11 protein-coding genes are annotated in these 20,792 nt (G+C 71.3%); 9 read left to right on the top strand and 2 right to left on the bottom strand.

What is annotated here, in order from left to right:
• Together BHS09_RS23070 and BHS09_RS23065 are read right to left on the bottom strand one after the other, a co-directional pair.
• On the bottom strand, positions 1-1,011 hold the full coding sequence (locus BHS09_RS23070; RefSeq protein ID WP_140793281.1) for a thiamine pyrophosphate-dependent dehydrogenase E1 component subunit alpha: 1,011 nt from the start codon (positions 1,009-1,011) through the stop codon (positions 1-3).
• 125 nt (positions 1,012-1,136) lie between these two features.
• Positions 1,137-2,246, bottom strand: a complete 1,110-nt coding sequence (locus tag BHS09_RS23065; RefSeq protein WP_237079782.1) for a M50 family metallopeptidase — start codon at positions 2,244-2,246, stop codon at positions 1,137-1,139.
• A 264-nt stretch (positions 2,247-2,510) separates the two neighbouring features.
• On the opposite strand from BHS09_RS23065, the gene BHS09_RS23060 reads away from it, so the two are divergent.
• From BHS09_RS23060 to BHS09_RS23020, 9 genes are read left to right on the top strand one after another with little or no spacing between them, the layout of a single operon-like run.
• Complete coding sequence (locus tag BHS09_RS23060; protein ID WP_140799024.1) at positions 2,511-4,286, top strand: PP2C family protein-serine/threonine phosphatase; 1,776 nt, start codon at positions 2,511-2,513, stop codon at positions 4,284-4,286.
• A 23-nt stretch (positions 4,287-4,309) separates the two neighbouring features.
• The gene (locus tag BHS09_RS23055) at positions 4,310-6,826 is read left to right on the top strand and encodes a tetratricopeptide repeat protein (RefSeq protein ID WP_140799022.1); all 2,517 of its coding nucleotides are present in this window, start codon (positions 4,310-4,312) and stop codon (positions 6,824-6,826) included.
• Positions 6,823-7,743: a PhnD/SsuA/transferrin family substrate-binding protein gene (locus tag BHS09_RS23050; RefSeq protein ID WP_140793273.1), complete on the top strand. Its 921-nt coding sequence runs from the start codon at positions 6,823-6,825 to the stop codon at positions 7,741-7,743. Before BHS09_RS23055 ends, BHS09_RS23050 begins: the two co-directional genes overlap by 4 nt.
• 22 nt (positions 7,744-7,765) lie before the next feature.
• The gene (locus BHS09_RS23045; protein ID WP_140799021.1) at positions 7,766-10,534 is read left to right on the top strand and encodes a TonB-dependent receptor plug domain-containing protein; all 2,769 of its coding nucleotides are present in this window, start codon (positions 7,766-7,768) and stop codon (positions 10,532-10,534) included.
• 3 nt (positions 10,535-10,537) lie between these two features.
• Entirely contained in the window at positions 10,538-11,380 is an 843-nt protein-coding gene (locus BHS09_RS23040; protein ID WP_140793269.1) for a hypothetical protein, read from the top strand.
• An 11-nt stretch (positions 11,381-11,391) separates the two neighbouring features.
• Entirely contained in the window at positions 11,392-14,538 is a 3,147-nt protein-coding gene (locus BHS09_RS23035) for a serine/threonine-protein kinase (protein WP_140799020.1), read from the top strand.
• A gap of 52 nt (positions 14,539-14,590) precedes the next feature.
• Positions 14,591-16,918, top strand: coding sequence for a lantibiotic dehydratase (locus BHS09_RS23030; RefSeq protein WP_140799019.1), 2,328 nt, complete (start codon positions 14,591-14,593; stop codon positions 16,916-16,918).
• Positions 16,915-18,471 (top strand): hypothetical protein, encoded by a 1,557-nt coding sequence (locus BHS09_RS23025; RefSeq protein WP_140799018.1) that lies wholly within the window; start codon positions 16,915-16,917, stop codon positions 18,469-18,471. Before BHS09_RS23030 ends, BHS09_RS23025 begins: the two co-directional genes overlap by 4 nt.
• On the top strand, positions 18,468-20,765 hold the full coding sequence (locus BHS09_RS23020; RefSeq protein WP_140799016.1) for a lantibiotic dehydratase: 2,298 nt from the start codon (positions 18,468-18,470) through the stop codon (positions 20,763-20,765). Before BHS09_RS23025 ends, BHS09_RS23020 begins: the two co-directional genes overlap by 4 nt.
• Positions 20,766-20,792 lie beyond the last annotated feature (27 nt).

The raw sequence follows: 20,792 nt of genomic DNA, 5'->3' as shown, positions 1-20,792 counted from the left end.
TTACTTGTCCTCCGCGTAGATGTGCTTCCAGATGGATTCCGGGTCGGGCTGTGGCTCGTCGCGCACCAGTCGGGCGGCGGCGGCCATCTCCTCGGTGTAGTTGTTGCGCAGGGCGTCCATCTGCTCTCGCGTCAGGACGCCGTCCTTCTCCAGCTTCGCCTCGAAGTCCTTGAGGCAGTCGACCTCGTTGCCCACGTAGTTGGCACCGGAGGCGGACGAATGGCCGTAGAGGCGCGACACGTTGGCCTCCAGGAGGAAGGGCTTGCGCTCCGTGCGCACGTAGGCCATGGCCTCGCGCAGCTCGGTGTAGGCCTCCACGGCGTCGTTGCCGTTGATGGTCTTGCTGCGGATGCCAAAGGCCTTGCCGCGGTCGCTGATGCGCTGCTCGCCGTGCTGGCCCTCCGCCGCCGTGGAGATGCCCCACTTGTTGTTGGTGACGATGATGAGGATGGGCAGCGGGTTGGCGGGGCGGCTGCTCCACACCAGGCACGAGGCGAAATCGCCCTCGGCCGTGCCAGCGTCGCCACCGGTGACGATGGTGATGCCGTCACCGCCGTGGCGCTTCTGCACCATGGCCGTGCCCGGGGCGATGGCGTACTGGACCTCGATGGGTGAGGACACCGGCGCCACGTTGTACTTCCGGGCGGAGTAGTGGCCCGCGAAGTTGCGGCCGCCCGAATACGGGTCCGTGGCCGTGTTCTTCATCTGCCGCAGGGAGCCGATGGGCTCCTCACCCAGCGCGAGCAGGGTGCCGGACTGCCGGTAGTGCGCATGCAGATAGTCGAAGTCGGGGCCCTGGCCCTTCTTCATGAGCAGGCCCAGGGAGACGTTGAACGCCTCCTCGCCGGGGCCGCCAATCCAGAAGTACCCATGGCCCTGCTTGTACATCTGGATGAGGCGCTCCTCGAGGACGCGCGTCTTCACCATGAGGTCATGGATGCGGACCAGGAGCTCCCGCTCGAGCGGCGCGGACGCTTCTGAGGATTCTTTGATGAGTCGGGGACGAGACACGCGCGACCTTCCTCTGGCTGGAGGGGACGCCCCTATAACCCGGATGGGTGCCTCCCGCTCAAGGCAGTTGATGGGCCGCCTGCCGGGACGTCAGGCGGAGAGCACCTTCTGGCGCGGCGCGGCAATCAGCGGGGCTCATCCGTGGCAGGAGTCCGCCCGTGCCGCAGCGCGGTAACTCGCTCGGTGAGTGTGGCCTCGCTGGCCGTCCCGGCGTGCTCGGAAATGAGGGCCAGGGTGTCCTCGGACAGTTGCCGGGCGTGCGAGCTGTCCAGCAGCGAGGCCAGCTCCTGGAGCCGCCCGGTGTGCAGCAGCGCCAGCACCAGGGCATGGCCGGTGCGCGGCAGGGGCGCCTGCGTGAAGGCGGATTGGAGCGAGCCCACGGCCAGCTCTGGCAGCCCGCTGTCCAGGAGCATCTCGCCCACCAGGGCCGGGTCGTGAGGGCCCTCCAGGTCATCATCCGCGGCAGCCGCGTCCGGGGGGAGAGGCGTTCCCCGCAGCTCGTCCATCAGCCCCTCGATGGAGATGGCGCCCGCCGGTGCAGTCCGGGGCTTGCGGACGACGCGGGGGGCGGCGAACCGCGGCTCGGCGGGGCGCACTTTCGGCGTCCGGCGGAGCTGCTCGACGTTCATCATTCCCAGCATCATCGCGAACATTCCCAGCCAGACCTGCTTCGACCAGATGGCCAGTCCCAGCACCACCACCGCCGTGGCGATGCCAATGCCAAGCACCACCCGTTCGTGGCGGTAGCCGCTGCGGGCGCGCACCAGGTCCGCCAGCAGATGGCCACCGTCCAGTGGCTGCATGGGCAGCAGGTTGAAGAGCCCCCAGCCGATGTTGACCCACAGGAACTGCCGCACGCCCTGGTCCGCCAGTCCGCCCGGCTCACCCAGCGGAACGAGCTGCGACAGGCCCCAGACGAGCCCGCCCGCCAGGAAGCCGATGCCCGGCCCGGCGAAGCTCACGAAGGCCGACTGCGGGTGAGTGAGGTGCGCGGCGTCGTGGGTCTGGGTGGTGCCGCCCATGCCGTGCAGCTCGATTCGAGCGGGACAGCCGTAGCGGCGGAAGGCCAGCGCATGCCCCAGTTCATGGAGGAGCACGGACACGAAGACGATGCCCACCCACAACGCGAGCCGAGCGGGCTCGGAGATGAGCGTCCAGCCCGTCATCAACGCGACGAGGAAGAAGAGCGGATGGAGCCGGACGGGAAAGCCGGCCACGTGGAAGTGGGGCCGCATGGACATCCGACTGTAACGGGCACACCCGCATCGCGCCCGGTGAAGGGGGAGGGGCGCGGCGTACCCCGGATGAATGACGCGGGGTTCCAATAGGGCCATGACATTGGCATGACATGGCTTCAGTGACATGCCGGCCGTGGCGTCTTCCCCGGCGCGGCGTGGATGTGGGGACAGGGCCTCGCGAAGCACGAGAAGTGAGATAGAGTCTCGAAACACCCCTGTTTCCCCCGCGCTCCCCCAGCGCGTCCCCACCCCGGCCCGCCCTTGTCCAGTACGAATACGCGACTGAAGTCCGCGCCCGCGTCCGACGAGTCCCCGGATGACGCCGCGCTCCCGCCGTCCGAGCGGACAGGCACCCAGGAAGTCACCGGCGCGCGGGAGTCCACCGCCACGCGCCTGACGGGCCCGTTGGGGCTGGCGGAGGGTGGCACCCGCACCCTCATCGCGCCACTGGAGGCGGGCGAGCTGCCCAACGTGGCCCAGATCAAGGGCCTGCGGCTGGACCAGATTCTCCTGCTCACCACCGGCGTCCTGGTGGTGCTCATCGTGGGCTTGCTGGCGGCGCTGTCGGTGGCCTCCACCAAGTCCCAGTTCGAGGAGACGGCGCTCGTCTCCAAGGATCGCATCCAGGAGCAGGCGCGCGAGCTGGGCCAGACGGTGGGGCAGACCATCGCGCTCACCTCCGCCACAAACCTGCGCGACAACAACTACGCCTTCCTCGAAGAGGTGGCGGGCTCCATCGTCAAGACGAACCCCAACATCCTCCGGGTGCAGATTTTCGACCCGGACGGGGTCCGGATGGCGGACAGCGAAGGCGCCAGCGAGGACAAGGAGGACGCCGCGCCGGTCCGCCGCGCCGAGCGCCGGCTGGTGAGCGCCTTCTACCGGGGGCAGCCCATCTCCGAAATCCAGGAGCCCATCGACTACGGCTCCAGCAGCGGCAAGGGGCTGGTCGTCATCAGCTACTCGCTGGGCGGGCTGCAGCAGCAGCTGGCGTCGCTGGAGCAGGACAAGCGCGCCACGGTGCGCGCCACCACGCTGCGCATGCTGGGGCTGGGGCTGGGCTTCGTGGTGCTGGCGGGCGTGCTGGTGGCCTACCAGAGCCGGCGCATCACCCGGCCGCTGGGCATGCTGACCGGCAAGGTGATGCAGCTTGCCGCCGGCAACCTGAGCGCACGGGCGGGAACGGCGCAGGGCGCGGGCCGCGAGGTGGTGACGCTGGGCGTGGTGTTCAACCACATGGCCGAGCGCATCAAGGTGCTGCTGGAGGACGTGCGCGCCAAGGCGCAGCTGGAGCGCGAGGTGTCGCTCGCGCGCACCGTGCAGGAGACGCTGCTGCCGGGGCGCGAGGGCGTGCAGGTGGGGCCGCTGCGCATCGCCGGCCTGGTCGTCACCGCGGATGCGTGCGGCGGCGACTGGTGGTTCCGGGCCGCCCTGGATGACCGGCGCATCGTCATTGGCATTGGCGACGTGACGGGCCACGGCCTGTCCACGTCGCTGGTGGCCACCAGCGCCACCAGTGGCTTCGCCTCGGCGATGACGCTGCGCGAGCCGTCGCAGGTCAACGCGCAGATGCTCATCACCGCCCTCAACGTGACGCTGGCCAACGTGGGCCGCGGTGAGCACCAGATGTCCAGCGCGCTGGCCGTCATCGACGTGTCCAACGGCTACATCGACTACGCGGCGGGCGCGCACCCCAGCCCGCTGGTGTTCAACAAGCGCAGCGGTCAGATTGCATCGCTGCCCGCGCGCGGCCCGCTGCTGGGCGCCTCCGTCGAATCGCAGTTCACCTCGCGCCAGGCCCAGCTGCGGCCAGGGGACGTGGTGGTCTGGTACACGGACGGCCTCACCGAGGCGCGCGACAACGCGGGCAAGCTCTACGGCACCCAGCGTCTGGCCGCCGCGGTCCAAGCGCACGCCCACCTGTCCGCGGAGGCGCTGCGTGACGCGGTGCTGGCGGACGCTCGAGCCTTCAGCGCCGGCCAGCCGCAGCGGGACGACATCACCGTCGTCGTGGCCGAGTTCAGCCCCGCCGCCTGACTTCCTTCCGGGACTCCACACGCATGCGACGCTCCCCACGACACCCTCGGTCGCGCCGTCTCACGCCGGCCCTCGCGCTGCTGACCACCCTGTGCGGCCCGCCCGCGCTGGCGCAGTACCGCCCGCCGCCCATGTCCGAATCCCAGCGGCTGGTGCGGGACGGCGAGGCGGCGCAGGTGGCCGCCAGCGCCGCCAGCGCCTCGGGTGACAAGAAGGAGGCCGAGGAGAAGTACCGCAAGGCCCTGGCCCTCTTCGAACAAGCGCTGACCGCCGAGCCTGGCTCCGTGGCCGCCGCCGCCGGCCTGGGCGCCAGCGCCAACGCGCTCAACGACTGGCAGCGCACCGTGGACCGGGTGCAGCCGGTGCTGACGGCGAACCCCTCCGAGCTGCCCCTGGCCTATCCGGTGAGCGTGGCGTACTTCAAGCTGCGCCGCTTCCCGGAGGCCGTGCCGCTGATGGAGCAGGTGGCCACGGCCGACAAGGCCGAACACCTCATCGTCCATTACTACCTGGCCAGCTACTACCTCTACGTCCAGCAGGGAGACGCGGCGGCCACGCGGCTGAAGCGCTACCTGGCGCTGCGTCCGCAGGCCCTGGCGCCCAACGACTTCCAGATTCACGAGCTGCTGGGCCGCGCCCACGTGCTGCGCGGGGATGCCGCGGCGGCGCGCGCGTCCTTCCAGCAGGCGCAGGCGGGCCGGCCAGAGTCGCCGTCGGTGCAACTGGGCCTGGCGCAGGTGCTGGAGCTGGAGGGCCGGGTGGTGGAGGCGCGCACGCTGCTGGAGGGCGTCACCACGCGCTTCCCGCAGGCGGGCGATGCGCGCGAGAAGCTGGCCCGCCTGTACCTGGGCGCGGGGGACGTCGCGAAGGCGGACGCGCAGGCCCAGGCGGTGGTGAAGCTGGGCAGCTCGCCCGCCGCGCACCTGCTGCTGGGTGACGTGCGCTTCGCCCAGAAGAACGCGGCCGCCGCGGAGGCGGAGTACCGCAAGGTGCTCCAACTCCAGCCGGGCCTGGTGCTGGGGCAGATGGCGGTGGGCAAGGCGCTCCAGGCACAGGGCCGGCACGAGGAGGCCATCCAGTTCCTGGAGGGCGCGGTGCGCTCGGGCGCCAACAGCCTGGAGCTGTGGGCCAACCTGGGCTCGGTGAACCGGCGCGCGGGCCGCTTCCAGCGCGCGGTGGAGGTGCACCGGCGCGTGGTGGAGATGGCGCCGCGTCAGGCCCTGGGCTACGTGCTGCTGGGCGCGGACCACTTCGCCACCGGCCAGTGGGACCAGGCCATCGAGGACTACGCCAACGCGCTGCAGGTGGAGCCGGAACACGCCGGGGCGAAGCAGTGGCTGGCCCGGGCCCTGGCGCACCGGGCGCGGGACAGGGCGGGCACGGGACGGCTGGAGGACGCCGTCCGGGACTTGCGCCGCGCGTATGACTTGGACCGGGGCGCGCCCATGGCCCGCCGGCTGGGCGCCGCGCTGCTGGAGACGCGCGCCTACGCGGACGCGCGCAAGGTGATGGAGCAGGGCGTGATGCTGCCCGGCGCCGCGTGGCGTGACAGCCTGCTGCTGGGGTACGCGCGGCTGGCCACGAACGACGCCCAGGCGGCGCTGGAGGCCTTCAACCGCGCGGCCACCCAGACGGAGGAGCCCGACGAACAGGCGGAGGCCTCCGTCGGCGCCGCGCTGGCCGAGGTGGAGCTGGGGCAGGTGGACGCGGCGGTGCAGCGCCTCACCGCGGTGGGCCCGTCGCGCGCCGCGGCGCAGGTGGCGGGCGCCAACCTTCCGCGCGTGCTGGTGCGCCGGGCGCTGGTTCGCCTGGAGGCCGGAGACGCCGACGCCGCCGAGCGGGATTTGGACCTGGTGGACAAGCTGGGCACGGGCAACCGCAAGGAGCTGGTGCGGCTGGCCCAGTTCGTCCGCGGCCTGGCGCGCGCGGAGTCCGGGCGCCACGCGGAGGCGAGCGCGGCCATCGCCAAGGCCCTCGCGTCCACGCAGCCCTGGGCCTGGCCCAACACTCGCGCGCTGGCCACCGCCTTCGTGCTCTACAAGAAGGGGCAGGTGCCCGCCGCGCGCAAGCAGCTGACCGCGGCGGCGAAGAAGCCGATGCCCGGACAGCCCAAGTGGCTGACGGCGATGACGGGCGCGCTCCACCGGCGCGAGGCGTCCCAGGCGTACAACGCCGGCAACATGAAGGTGGCGGAGAAGGCCTTCAAGGCCGCGCTCGCCGGCAGCCCGGACGACACGCAGGTGCAGCACAACCTGGCCTGCGTCGACTGGCGCAAGGGCCGCACGACGGACGCCGTGGAGACGTGGCGTCGGCTGGAGTCGAGCGTGCCGGTCGCCGCGCTCAACCTGGGCATCGACGCGCAGGAGCGCCGCAAGGACGCGGGAGAGGCCGTGGAGGCCTGGCGCCGCTACCTGGCCGGCGGCAGCGGCCCGCGCATGGCGCAGGTGCGTGAGTGGAAGGAACGCCTGCAGAGTCTGCACGGCCTGGCCGAGCCCGCCTCGGGCGCGCCCGCGGACGCCACCGTGGAGGAGACCCCATGAAGACGTCACCTCGCTTCCTCCTGGCTGGCCTCGTGCTGGCCTGCACCCTGACGGCCAGCACCGCGCTCGCGGCGCCGAAGAAGGCCACGTTGGGGGTGTTCCTCGCCACCACGCTCGCGGATGGCCAGGAGCGCTTCGAGTACGCGGAGGCCCTGGCCGCCCGGCTGTCGGAGACCCTGGACACGCCCGTGGCCGCCAAGAGCTTCGGCCGCTACGAGGACTTCTCCCGCGCGGTGGCGGGCGGGATGGTGGACTTCGCGGTGGTGGATGCGTGGGCCGCGGTGCAACTGGGCGCGAAGGCGAAGCCGGTGGCCTGGGCCTCACGCGCGGGTGACACGCAGCAGCGCTGGGCCATTGTCGCGTTGCAGCGCGGCGTGGTGAAGGACCTCGCCGGCAAGCGCCTGGCGCACGTGAAGGGCGCGGGCCCGGCGGACCCGAAGTTCGTCACCCACGTCGTGCTCGGTGGCGACCTGGACGCCCAGAAGCACTTCAAGCTGGCCCCCGTGCCGAACGTGGAGTCCGCGCTGAAGATGCTGGAGGCCAAGGGCGCGGAGGCGGCGCTCGTCCCTCTGGCGCACGTGCCCAAGGGCAAGGATGTGCGCGTGCTCTTCCGCAGTGGCCGGGTGCCGGGGGCCGTGCTGGTGGACCTGCGCAACCACGAGGCCGCGCTCACCGGCGCGCTGGGGAAGGTGGGCGCGGTGGCGCCCTTCGATGCCTTCGCGCGGCTCCAGGACAAGGACTTCGACGAGTTCAGCAAGCTCGTCACGCGCGGCCCGCCGCGGCGTCAGCCCGTGCTGGCGGAAGGGGCCGACCTTCACGTGGAGGCCGAGGTGCTGGTGCGCTCGGAGGAACTGGGCCCCGCGCTTCCGTCCTTCGTCGGAGACCTCTCCGTCTCCGCGGAACAGCCGGACGACTGATGCTTTCCCGAGTTTCTAGAGAATGAGAGCCAGCGACTTGGCCCGGCGTGGTCTCTGGGGTAGCTTGAAAATGATGGCGTTGGTGTCCAGTCGTGAAACCGCGTTCCCCCGGACGCAAGCGCTGGCGCCGAGCCCGTCTCCGGATCGTACGTACAGGACCTCGGGTGTCCATGCTCCACCCTTGGATGTGAGAACGATGCACTCGACTGTGTTCGGTGAGCCGCGGCAGGGCGCGGCGAAGGCGGTTGCCGGGCGCCGCGCCCTGCGCGCCGGCCTGCCTCTTTCCATCATGCTGTGCGTGCTGTCCCTCGTCGTCCCTTCGAGCGCGGCAGCGCAGGAGGCCGCGGAGGCGGAGGCTCCCGCCAAGGTGAAGCGCCGGAAGCGGGTGGTGAAGCCCGCGGCCTCCGCGCGTCCCGCCGCGAAGACGGCGAAGAAGTCGAAGAAGCCCGTGAAGCCGCCGCCCGTCGAGGACGCGGACGACCCGACGGCCGAGCCGGAGATTCCCGTCCTGGGTGGCGGGCCTTCCACGGATGATGCGTCGCCCGCGAGCCCGCCGGCACCCGTGCCCACGCCGCCCACCGCCGCGCCCCTGACGCCGGCCACGCCCCTGACGGCCGAGCCTGCCTCCCCGCGGGCGCTGCCGCCGGTCGGCGCGGACTTCAACCCGCCGGACGCGCCGACGAATCTCCCGCCGGCCACTGCGACGCTGCCCGCGCACCAGCCCGCGCCCTCGTCGAACATTCCCATCAGCGCGCCCTTCGCGGAGCCGACCCTGGATCGCCCCTTGCCGCCGCAGTCCGGGCTCGCGGGCCTGGGTGTGGACCCGCTGGACGGCGCCGACGCGCTGGAGGAGTCCGTCAACCGCGTGCTGAGCGAGGCGGTGGTGACCACCGCCGGCAAGCGCAACCAGCGCATCTCCGACGTGCCCCTCACTGTGTCCTGGATTCCGGCCGACGAGCTGGAAGGCACCGGCCAGTTCACGCTGTGCGAGGCCATCCAGTACTTCCCCGGCATGGAGTGCCGCCGGGGCTCCATGCGCAAGGCGGCGGTGAGCGCGCGCGGCCTGGGCTCCAACTACCTGTCCAACCGACTGCTGCTGCTCCAGGACGGCCGTCCGCTGACGGACCCGTGGACGGGTCAGTTCTACGCGGACGAGACCACGCCGCTCACCAACCTCAAGCAGGTGGAGGTCATCCGCGGCCCGGGGTCCTCGCTGTACGGCTCCAACGCCTTCAGCGGCGTCATCAACGTCATCCAGCGCCAGCCGTCGGACCTCATCGAGAAGGGCAAGAACGTGGGCGCCGAGGCGCGGGTGCTGGCGGGCCAGGACCAGACGTGGCGTTTGCATGGCACCGTGGCGGGCCGTGGCGGTCCGGTGGAGGCGCTGCTGGGCTACTACGGCTTCGGCTCGGACGGCCCGCAGCTCTTCAACGACCCGCGCGTGGGCCGGGTGGACACCAACCAGGACTCGCTGGTGCACCAGGTCAACGGCAAGGTGCGCATCGGGCCCCTGGCGCTGGACGCGGACTTCACGGACGCGGAGATTGGCCGCCCGGGTGGCACGCACATCTCCACCGTGGGCAACTGCGGCCGCTGCCACTACACGCCGAACGACTCCGAGTCGGTGCAGAACTTCAACGCGTCCGCGCAGGTGGACCAGCAAGTCACCGACAACCTGCGCCTCTTCGGCCAGGCGTACGGCTTCTTCAAGCGCCGCGACGTGCTGATGGAGAACGCCTTCGGCGGCGACCCCACCCGCGCGCTGGGCAAGCGGCGCCGGCTGGGCGGCGAGGCGCGCGCGCTGTGGACGATGGGCGACCTCAACGTCACCTTCGGTGGTGACTTGAAGGCGGACGCCGTCAACGTGCCCAACGTCCTGCCCGAGCTGAGCATGGACGACACGCGGCAGACCATCCTGGGCGGCTTCGTGGACGCGGAGTACCGCCTCTTCAACCGGCTGGTGTTCGGCGCGGGTGCCCGTTACGACCGCTACCAGATTCCGGAGCGCGTCTGGCAGAACCGCACGGACCAGGTTTCGCCGCGCGCCAGCGTCGTGTTCCACGCGGTGCCGGAGTTGCTGACCCTGCGCACCAACTACGGCCGCGCCTTCCGCGCGCCCACGTTGGCTGAGCTGGCCATCAACCAGCAGATGTACGCGGCCACACTGGTGGGCAACTCCAATCTGCGCGCGGAGACGCTGGACACCATCGAGGCATCGGTGGATTTCTGGCCCTTCGATCGGAGGGTGCGCCTGACGGGTACGGGCTTCTACAATCTGGCGAAGAACTTCATCAACCAGCAGCTCGTCTTCGGCTCCGTGTCGCAGTTCCAGAACCTGGGCGACGCGCGGGTGGCGGGCTTCGAACTGGAAGCGGCCGCGCAGATTCCGTCCATCAACTCGTCCTTCGACATCGCGTACCAGTTCCTCAACGCCAAGGCGCTGCCGTACGACGACGGTCCGCAGTCTCCGCTGGACTACGCGCCGGCCCATCGCATCTACGCGCGTGGCCGTACCAACATCGGCAAGGTCGCCTTCGTGGAGCTGTACGCGCTGCTGGTGGGCTCACGTTATGACCCGGGCTTCGAGGTGGACGAGACGACGGGCCTGCCCACCACCCGTGTGCAGCTGCCCAGCTACGTCACGGCCAGCGCGCGCGTGGGCTTCAACGTCTACGACGGCATCTCCGTGTCGTTCCTCGGCTCCAACCTCTTCAATGCGCAGTACGAGGAATCCCACGGTTTCCCAGCACCGCCCCAGTCGTTCTTCAGCGAAGTCAAGGTTCGATACTAGCCCTTGAGTACCGCCCCCCACCTGGAGGCCGGCGGCCTCCTGTTGATTGCAGACGAGTCGCTTTCTCCGGCGCTGGTGGAGCAGGCGGCTCCCGTCCTCGCACAGGGCGGCATGGCGCTGTGCCAGGGGCCAGGGTCGCCTTCCGGGCCCCGGCGTCTGGTGCTCTTCGACGGGAAGCTGACGCCCGCGCACGCGGAGGCGCTGCGCGGCGAGCCGCCCTCGCTGCTGCTGGCGACACGGGCCTCCGACGGACGTCCCTCCACGTGGGAGGCGCGCTTGTTGGGGGACCTGCTTCGCGGCGCGCCGCTGCTGCCCGCGGGGGCATCGCGGCACCGGCTCCAGTCGGTGGCGGACATCAACGCCACCGGTGAGGCCGCCGCGCGGGCCGTCACGCAGGCGCGGGGTTCGCGCACGGCGGCGGCGCTGGTGGGCGACGTGGTGCATGAGCTGGCGGCCAACGCGATGTGGGACGCGCCGGTGGACGCGCAGGGCCAGCACCGGTACGCGCACCGCCGCTCCGAGGTCCGAGAGGTGGCGCCGGAGGACGCGTGCGAGCTGTCCTACGTGGTGGAAGAGGGCCGCATGTGGTTGGAAGTCGTGGACCGCTTCGGTGGTCTGCGTCCGGGGCCCTTCGCCCGGGCGCTGGGAGGGTGGGGAGGGCGCGTCCAGGTGGATGCGTCCGGAGGAGGGGCGGGGCTGGGACTGCGGCGCATCCTGGAGCACAGCGATGTGGTGGCCGTCCGTGTGGCCGCTGGCCGTGAGTCACGAGTCCTGTGCGTGGTGGACCTGGGGGAGGCCCGCCGCCGCGCCACACAACCCAAGTCGCTGCTGTTCTGTCTTCAATGAGGTCAGGGCCGGTGGATAGCCAGGTTTCCAACGCCATCATCAGCCGGCTCCGCGTGGGGACGATTACCCACGTCCGGATTTCCGGCGTCATCGACGAAACATTCCCACTGACGTCCGCCAGCCCGGAGATGAACGGGCTGCTGGTGGTGGACCTGGGGCAGGTGGAGCGCATCAGCTCCTTCGGCGTGCGGCGGTGGATTGAGTTCGCCGCCAAGTTGCCGCAGGGGGCGCTGGGCCTCTACGTGGTCCACGCGCCGCCCGTCATCGTGGACCAGCTCAACATGGTGGAGGGCTTCGCCGGCGTCGCCCGCGTCCTCTCCGTGTTGGCGCCCTACTCCTGCCGCGCCTGCAACGAGGACCGGCTGCGGCTGGTGAACCTGCTGGATGAGGCGCAGGTCATCTCCGAGGAACGTGCGCCCGACCATTCCTGCCCCGTGTGTCAGGGGGCGCTGGAGTTCGCGGACCTGCCGGGGGAGTTCTTCGACTACGCGCGGCGGCAGCAGTTCGGCCAGGTGGACCCGGTCGTCATGCGCTACCTGCGCGCCAGCATGCCGGCGGAGCAGCCGGAGCTGTCGCAGCACCTGAAGATCATCCAGGACGACATCACGTACATCACCCTGGCCAGCGCGCTGAAGGGTGACCTCAACGTGCGCCGGCTGGCGTCGGGTCTGGAGGGCCGCGTCGGCTTCGACTTCAGCCACGTCAGCAAGGTGGAGCCGGAGGCCCTGCCGAAGCTGGAGCAGGTGCTGGAGACGGCAGCGCAGGGCGCGCATGTGGCGTTGTGCCGGGTGCCGCCGCCCGCGCTGGCGGTGCTGGCGCGCTCGGCCAAGGTGTTGCCGGTGCGGCTGGCCACGCTGTGGCTGCCGTGTGATTGCCGCAACTGCGGGCAGGTGAGCCACCAGCGCCTCCAGGCCGCGGACTACCTGGCGAAGCTGCGGGCGCAGGCATCCGGCGTGGAAGTGCCGTGCCCCATCTGCGGCGGCAACGCGCGCGTCCCCCACATGCCCCAGCTCCAGGGGCTGCTGGCGCGGGTGCAGCTGACGGACCGACCGCTGGAGGACATGGAGGCGCTGGAGACTCGCGCCCTCAGTCAGTATCTCTTCGGCGCCACGAACATCGACCCGGCGGCCCGCCAGGGCGCGTCCACGGACATCTCCAACTCGCTGGGCAGCACCAAGCTGAACATCATCCGGCGGCTGGGGCAGGGCGGCATGGCGGAGGTCTTCCTCGCCAAGCAGGTGGGCGTGAAGGGCTTCGAGAAGTTCGTGGTGATGAAGAAGATTCTCCCACAGTTCGCGGAGAACCCCGAGTTCGTCGACATGCTCTTCGCGGAGGCCCGCGCCAACGCGCGGCTGACGCACCCGAACGTCGTGCAGACGTTCGACGTGGGCGTGTCCGACGGCGTCGCGTACATCCTCATGGAGTACGTGCGCGGGCCGGACCTGAAGAAGCTGGTCATCGAGCTGCGGCGCAAGGGCCTGGCGCTCCCGCTGGAGCATGCGCTGCGCATCGTCGCGGAGGTGGCCGCGGGCCTTCACTACGCCCACGCCTACGTGGACCCGGCGGGCACGCCGCACCCGGTGGTGCACCGGGACGTCAGCCCGCACAACGTCCTCATCTCGCTGGACGGCGCCATCAAGCTGAGTGACTTCGGCATCGCCAAGGTGGCGGGCGAGGAGCACACGCAGGCGGGCGTGCTGAAGGGGAAGATTTCGTACATCTCCCCGGAGGCGGCGTCCGGGCGCACGCTGGACGCGCGCAACGACGTGTTCGCGCTGGGCGTGGTGCTCTTCGAGCTGCTCACCGGCACGCTCCCGTTCCGCAGGGACCACGACGCGGCGACGCTGCAAGCCATCGTCCGGGACCCCGCGCCAGTCCCTTCGCAGCTCAAGCCGAACATCCCCCAGGACGTCTCCGACCTCATCCTCCGCGCACTGGTGAAGGACCCGGCGCGACGCACGCCGTCCGCCGCCGCGTTGCGCGAGGAGATCGAAGCGGTGATGGCGCATCACCGGCTCAACTCGTCGCCCGCGGCGGTGGCCCAGTTCTTCCGGGACACGCTGGGCGACCGGCTGGTGGAGTTCGCGCCGTCCGCCGTCGGCGGGACGGGCAGCCACCCGCGTCCGGTGCCTTCGGGCAGTGGCAGCGGCAACATCGGCAGTGGGGAGATGGCCGCGCCCACGGATGGACGGACGCCCAGCCGGGGCAGTGTGCCCGTGGCCGGAAGCCGTCCTGGGATGGGCGGCAGTGGCGGCATTCCTCGCCCTGGCCCACCGGTTCCCCCGCCGCCCCCGACACGGTCCGTGGGCGTCGCTAGCGCGGCTGTGCGGCCTCCTGCGCCGCCTCCGGCGGACGACTCCTTCCCCGGCATCTCCGTGTCCGAGGACGACGCGAACGACCGCACCGAGGTGGTGCCGCTCAACCTGGGCGCGCCGCCGCCTCGGACGGAAGCGCCGCCTCGGCCCGCTCCCGCGCCGCGTGCCTCTCAGCCGCAGCCCGCCATGCCGGCGCCGCCGCGTCCATCCGGGCCGGTGCCAGGGCTGGGGCAGGGGACTCACGCGAGCACGGCCCGTCCCGCCCAGCCGCCTCCACCGCGGCCCGTTGCGCCCGCGAGCCGCGCTCCCGCGCCCGCGGAAACGTCGGCGGGCAAGATGCCCCTATGGAAATTTCTGGGCATCACCGGTGGCGGCGCCTTGGTGCTGGCCGTGGTGGCGGTGGTGATGACGCGCGATGGAGGCTCGAACTTCGTCAACGTGGGGCCCGGGGAGCACGTCTATGTCGGCGGCCTGCGCCACGAGCCGGGGACGGAGGTGCATGACCCGTCGGGCGGCCCGCTGCTCATCTCCACGGCGATGGAGGGGAAGCTGCGGCGGTTCGGAACCACGCAGCAGCGCGAGGGCATCGACGTGCGCACGCTGGCGGACGCCTCGCCGGAGCCTGGCACCACGGGCCTGCTGAGCGTGACGGGCGCGGCCCCTGGCTGTGAAGTCCACGTCGGTGGCGCGTTGCTGCCGGGTGGAACGCCGCTGTTGAAGGCACGAATCGAAGCGGGCCGGGAGCTGGAAGTCCTGGTGCGCTGCCCCAGCGGCGTCAGCAAGCTGTGGGTGATGGCCGTGCCCGGACAGCAAATCGAAGTGAAGTCGCAACCGCGTAACTGAGCGGCGCGCTGCCGGGCGCCGAGCGGCGTCCCGGACGAAGGGTGCGAAACGCATGAAGGGCTGGACCCTCTTCCCTCACCTGGTGGTTCGCACCACGGGTTTTCCCTTCGATTGGCTGGAGCGGCTGGGGTGCCCGGAGGCCGCACGGGCCGCGCGCCAGCTGGCTTCGGCGCGGCGGGAGTTGGAGGCGCTGAGAGCCCAGGGCCCTCGGGTGAAGCGGCCATCGCGCGCGGTGCTGTCGGCCTTGAAGGCCGGGCGCCCGGTGGACATCGAGGGAATGGAGTCACCCGAGCTGTTCGCTGAATGGAACGACCGTGCCCGGGCCGCGCAGGAGGCGGAGGCCACCTTTCATGCGGCGATGAAGCAGGAGTCCCTGGCGGTGGAGGACGCGCTGAGGGCCCTGCGGCAGGAGCCGCGCTTCCTGGAGGCGGTGGCCAGCTCCAGCCCACCCGTGGCGAGAGACCTGCTGGAGGGGCGAGACGGCGCGCGGTTACGGCGGCAGGTGGCCAGCTACCTGCAACGCATGTGCGCGAAGAACGAGACGATGGGCTTCTTCGGTCCCATCAACTACGGCCGCGCGGACGCGGAGGCGCCGACGGGTGTGACGCTGCGTTGGTCCGGGCCGGAGGTGCTCACGGGGCGGAACACCTTCGCGGCGTCGTGGCTGGTGCAGGGGCTGGTTCGCGCCATTGCCTTCGACCCCGAGGTCGCCGCGTGGCTGGTGCTGCGCCGCAAGGCCTTCGCGGAGGTGCCTTCGCGCAAGACGCTGCCCGCGCCGGAGAGCGCGGAGGCGTTGCTGCCCCGGTTGGTGGAGGCGGTGGATGGAACGCGCACGCTCGCGGGGCTCGCATCATCGCTGGGCGTGGCCCCGGGCCTGGCGCGCGAGGCGGCGCGGATGGGCTGCGAAAAGGGCCTGCTGACGCATCAGCTCGAGGTACCCGCCGCCACGCATCACCCCGTGGACGACCTGGCTGAGCGCGTTGCGGGCTTGCCGTGTTCCGCGGCCCGGCGGCACGTGGAGGGCTTGAGCGCGCTGCTGGCGTTGATGGCCGGGTATGGCGCCGCGGATGCCGCGGGGAAGATGGCGCTCCAGGCCGCCTTCGCGAAGCGCGCGAATGAGCAGTGGGGCGTGGCGCCGCCATCCGAGCGAGGGCCCGCGTCGGAGTCGCACAACTTCTACCAGGACCGGTTGGCGCTCCGGGAGGAGTGCGGCGGTGACCTGCGGCTGGAGGCTGGAGGTGAGCGGGCGCGTGAGCTGGTGACGCGCCTGGAGCCCGCGCTGGCGTGGATGGGAGCGGCGGCACGGCGGACCCGGGAGGCCGCTCGCACCACCGTGGCGGAGCTGGTGGGCGCGCGCACGGTGCCGTTCTGGAAGGTGGCGGCCGCGTACTCGGACCGGCCGGTGCCGTTGGATGGCTCGGTGGCGGAGGCGCTGGCTGGCGCAGTGGGGGACGCGTCCGCGCGCTGCGCGGACCTGGGCTCGGTGACGCCGCCGTCGCTGGATGGAGACGCGAAGGCGCTACCACTCGTTACGTCCATCGACCTGCTCGTGGGGGCCCGGGACGTGGAGGCCTGGAGCCGAGGCGAGTACGAACTGGTGATGGGCGACGTGCACGACACGGCGCTGGTGTGGGGCTGGGCGCTCCAGTTCCACGAGGCGCGCGGCCGGGTGGAGAGCGCCATGGTGCGGGCGCTCGGGGCCTTGAGCAGGCCGGTGCCCCTGGTGACGGTGTTGGCGTCGCGGCGCACGGGCCTGCTGCCGTCGGAGTTCCCGGGGCCCGTGGTGGAGCTGGGCGGTGTCAGTGCCCGCGCCTCCGCGTGGCGGCTGCCGCTGGATGACCTGTTCGTGGAGAGTGATGGAACGCGGGCGCGGCTGGTGTCGAAGCGGCTGGGCTCCGAGGTGTGTCTCTACAACGGTGAGCTGGACAGTCTGGTGCACACCGCCTTCTCCCTGCCGCGCATCCGTCCGCTGCGCGTGTCGCTGGGCGAGCACACGCCTCGGTTGACCCTGGGCGGTGTGGTGGTGCAGCGCGAGCAGTGGCGGCTGTCTCAGGCGGAGCGGGAGGCGCTGCTCGCGGGCCGCGAAGACTCGGCGAGACTTCGCGCGGCGGTGAGCGTGTGGAGCGAGCGCGGGATGCCGGACTGCGTCTTCGCGAAGTTCAAGGACGAGCGAAAGCCGGTGCTGGTGGACGTGCGCAGCCCGCCGCTGCTCCGCGTCTTCCTCAACCTGCTGGAGCAGAAGGAAGAGGTCATCCTGTCGGAGATGCTGCCCTCGCCGGACCAGCTCTGGCTGCGGAGCCCCGCGGGCGGGCGCCACACCGTGGAGCTGCGTTGCACGTTGATGTGGGGCGCGCCGTCCGCTGCCGGGGCGCGGGAATGAAGCTGCTTGTCCTGCCACCCCACCGCGACGTGACGCTCGTCCCGGAGGCGCCCGAAGGGTGGCAGTGCCTCGACGTGGCGCGCGACTTCTGCCGGCGCGTCTTCGCCCGCGACGCGGTGGAGGCCGCCGCCGCCGCACGCGAGCAGGCCCCCGCTACCGCACAGACGATGCGAGAGCTGCTGCTGTTGCGCGCCGCCCAGTCGCTGCATGCGCGCGAGGACTCGAGTGTGAGCACCCGCCTGCGCGCGTTGGGGGCGGTGCTCTCCGCCATCTCGGGGCCGCCCGACGGAGTGCACCTCCGGCTGGACGATGTGGAGCTGGAAGGCGGCACCACCGAGCGGAGCGCGGACGTCTTGCGCTCCTTGGACCAGCCCGCGTCCTATCGGGATGACCTGACCCTCGCCGCTGCTCGCTTCGCCGGTGCCGAGCGCGTGCGGCTTTGGCTCGAACGCGACCTGCAACTGCCTGCCGCGGCCTGGCTGGCGCGGGCCTGTCCGGAGCAGGTGCCGCTCGAAGTCGCGGGGCCGTTCGCCTGGGCGCACAGGGCCGTCCTGGCTCAACTGTCCGTGTTCCAGCGCGCCACCTTCGTGGACGCGGCCCCACTGCGCTGGCGCGTGTCGCCCGGATTGGATGAGACGGCCCCCACGTCACTCGTCTGGCTTTCCGAGGCGCTGGAAGTGAGGGCTGCCACTCCGGACACGGTGCGTGCCCTCACGGGAGGCGCGGAGGGGTGGGCGGGGCATGTGTCGCTCGATTCGCTCCTGCGTCCGGACGCGCTGGTGGAGAGCGGCTGCAAGGTGGCCGTCGTGGGGTTCTGCGCCGTGGACAACGACGCCTGGAGCGACCCGTTGGGTGCGCGCGTCTCCCGAGCGGCGCTGGCTCAGGGCACTCGCCGACTTCGGGACGCGGGGGTTCACCTCGTGGCGGAGTGGTGGGTCGGCGCGCCCGGCGTCGACGAAGCGGACCTCGACGCGACGCTCGCTGTGCTGGACGCGGAACCGGTGTTCGACAAGCTCGCGGGAGTGCGTCCCTTCCACTGGCCTCGGACGCCTCCCGAAAGTGGCCGCCCGCTGCTGTGGCAGGACGTGAAAGTCGGCGCGCCTCCCGACGACCGGGACCTCGCGAGGAGCCGGCCCTTCGAGCACGCCCGTTCCATTTCCGGTGCCAGTGTTCCGCAGGTGCTTGCTGGACTCGCGACGCGGCTGATCGCGCGAGGACCGCTGAGCCCGGGCCGGGTCGCCGCCGCGTGTCTTCCCGAGGTGTCTCGGCCCCGTGCAACGGACGTGAGCGCAGCGGCCATCCAGCTCGATGCGGACTGTGCGTGGGTCCAGCTCCCGGCGGGCCTGGATGGTGCGCCGAAGCCGTCGTGGTTCGCGGCGAACCTCCGCACGGGCTCGGTGCTCGCGATGGACGCGCGGCTGGCGCCGAAGCTCGCCGGCCTCGTCCGGCCCATGGAAGTGGCCAGCGTACTGGGGGCCGTTCCCCAGGCGCAGCGGGAGAAGCTGGTGGACACACTGGTGGCCAGGTCGGTGCTGACGAGGGTGAACGGATGAGCGAGCCCTGGACGTTGGGCGAGGTATTCGTGCTGCGGCACGCGGGTTTTCCCTTCGACTGGCTGGAGTCGCTGGGGATGCCTCAGGCGGTGCTGGACGACGTCGCCCGCTTGCTCGAGGCCGAGGATGCGCTCGTGGATGCCGTGCGCGCGGAGAAGGGCGCGTCCGCCGCGACGGCTCTCCTCGATGCGCTGTCCCAGGGCCGTGAGCCCCGAATCGACGCACGGCTGGGACCGTCGTGTCAGGACGCATGGGCTCGCTACCAGGAGCGTCGCGAGTCCGTTCAGGCGAGTTACACATCGGAACGAAAGACGCTGCGACGGCGACTGCGAGAGCGAGCGGCGGACCCCGCCATCCAGGAGGCCGTGTTCCTCTCCAGCCCGGCGATGTTCGACAACGTCTGGGTGCGCTACCTGCGCGGCGGGGAGCGGCCGGACACGTCCGATGCGCGCCGGGTGGAGCGGCAGGTCTACACATACCTCCAGCGCTTCTGCGCGAAGAACGAGACAACCAGCTTCTTCGGCCCCATTTCCTACGGCGAGCGCACCACCGATGACGGCTACGACGTGCGCACGGTGCCCAGCGGAAACACGCGCCGCCGCACGTTCTTCTCCTTCTGGGCGGTGACGGAGCTGGCTCGCGCGGTGGGGCGGGAGCGCACGCTGCGCCCGTACCTGCCGCTGCGCCTCAATCCGCTCTTCACGGTGACACCGGGCCGCGCACTCTGCGAGCCGCTGAAGCTGGACGTCGCCTTGTCGCCCGAGGCGGAGCGCCTGCTGTCCGTGCTGCGCGAGCATCCCACACCCGCCGAGGCGGCCACGGTGCTTGGCCTGCCGGTCGTGGACGTCGAGCGCCAGGCGCTGCCGCTGGTGAAGACCGCGTTGTTGCTCTGGGGCCTGCCGTTCCGGCCGAACGACTTCTGCACTTTCGAGAGCGTGCGCGACGCGGTGGCAGCGCTCCCCGACCTGGAGGCACGCACACGCTGGCTGGAGCGGTTGGAGGCCCTGGCGCGTCTCAAGGCGGACTTCGAAACAGGAGACCTGGCCCAGCGGCGCGAGCTGCTGCCGCGCCTGGAGGCTGCCTTCACGGAGGTCACGGGCAAGCCCGCGCGCCGAGGTGACGGACAGGTCTACGCGGACCGGCTCATCCTCTACGAGGAGGCGAGCTCGCCTTTCCGGCTGCGCTTCGGCGCGACCTTCACCGCGGAGCTGGAGGCGGCGCTGACAGGCGCGCTGGAGCTGTCGGCCGCCTACGGCGAGAAGGTGCAACAGGGCTTCCGGGAGCAGGTCCGCGACGCACTGGGCCCGGACGCGGGCCCCATGGACCTGCTGGACTACGCCGTGCGGCTGCGGCCCGATGGCGTAACGGGCAGCCGCTTCTCGCCCGTGCCGCCGGTGATGCTGGAGTCCGAGGAGGGCCGCGCGCGTGCGCTGCCCGTGGACTTCCTGGGCACGTCCACGCCGGGCGGGCGCTACGCCTTGCCGGACGTGTGCCTCGCCGCGAAGCCGGACGGAAGCGGCTTCGAGGTGATGCTGGCGCGGGTCCACCACCACCTGCTGCTGTGGAGCTGGCTGAGCGCGTTCCAGCCCGAGCGGGAGCGGTATGCCTCGGTGGCTTCGCGTTGGCTGGAACAGGACGCCGCGGCGCGGGGGCTCGTGGGGCTGGCCATCCGCAGGCGCAACAAGGGCTTCTACGTCTATCCGGGACGGCGGTTGGTGTACTCGGTGTCGGACGTGCTGGATGTGGACGAGGGGGCCCTGACGCCGGGGAGCGTGAAGGTCCTTCCCACGCCTGAAGGTCCGGTGTTGGTGGACGGGAAGGGGGAGCGGCTGAGCCTGTACCTGCCGCTCGATGATTTCTCGTCCTATCCACCGTTCGCGGCGCTGGCGCATCCCCAGGTGCTGCACGCGCCGCTGCGGACGCAGGGCAGTCACCTGCCGCGGCTCAGCGTGGGCGGCGCGGTGTACCAGCGCGAGCGCTGGAACCTGGCGGCGGAGCGGCTGGGAAAGCCCGCGGGCTTCGAACTCTTCCTCGCCGTGCAGCGGGAGCGGCGCGCGGGTGGGTGGCCTCGCTTCGTGTTCATGCGCAGCTCGAAGGAGCGCAAGCCGTACCTCATCGACACCGCGAGCCCCTTCGCCGTGGACCTGCTGTCACACCTGGCTCGGGACGCGGAGCGCCTGTCCGTGGAGGAGATGTACCCGGCACCGGAGCAGCTCTGGCTGAAGGACGAGCGGGGCCGTTACACCTGCGAACTGCGGATGCAGTTCACCCGCTGGAGCGAAGCACCGGCCTGACGCCCTTTGACAACCGGGGCGCATCGG

Source organism: Myxococcus xanthus, from assembly GCF_006402735.1.
GTDB lineage: Bacteria > Myxococcota > Myxococcia > Myxococcales > Myxococcaceae > Myxococcus > Myxococcus xanthus_A.
Note: the sequence above shows the minus strand (reverse complement) of the source record. Positions and strands in the feature narration are given on the sequence as shown.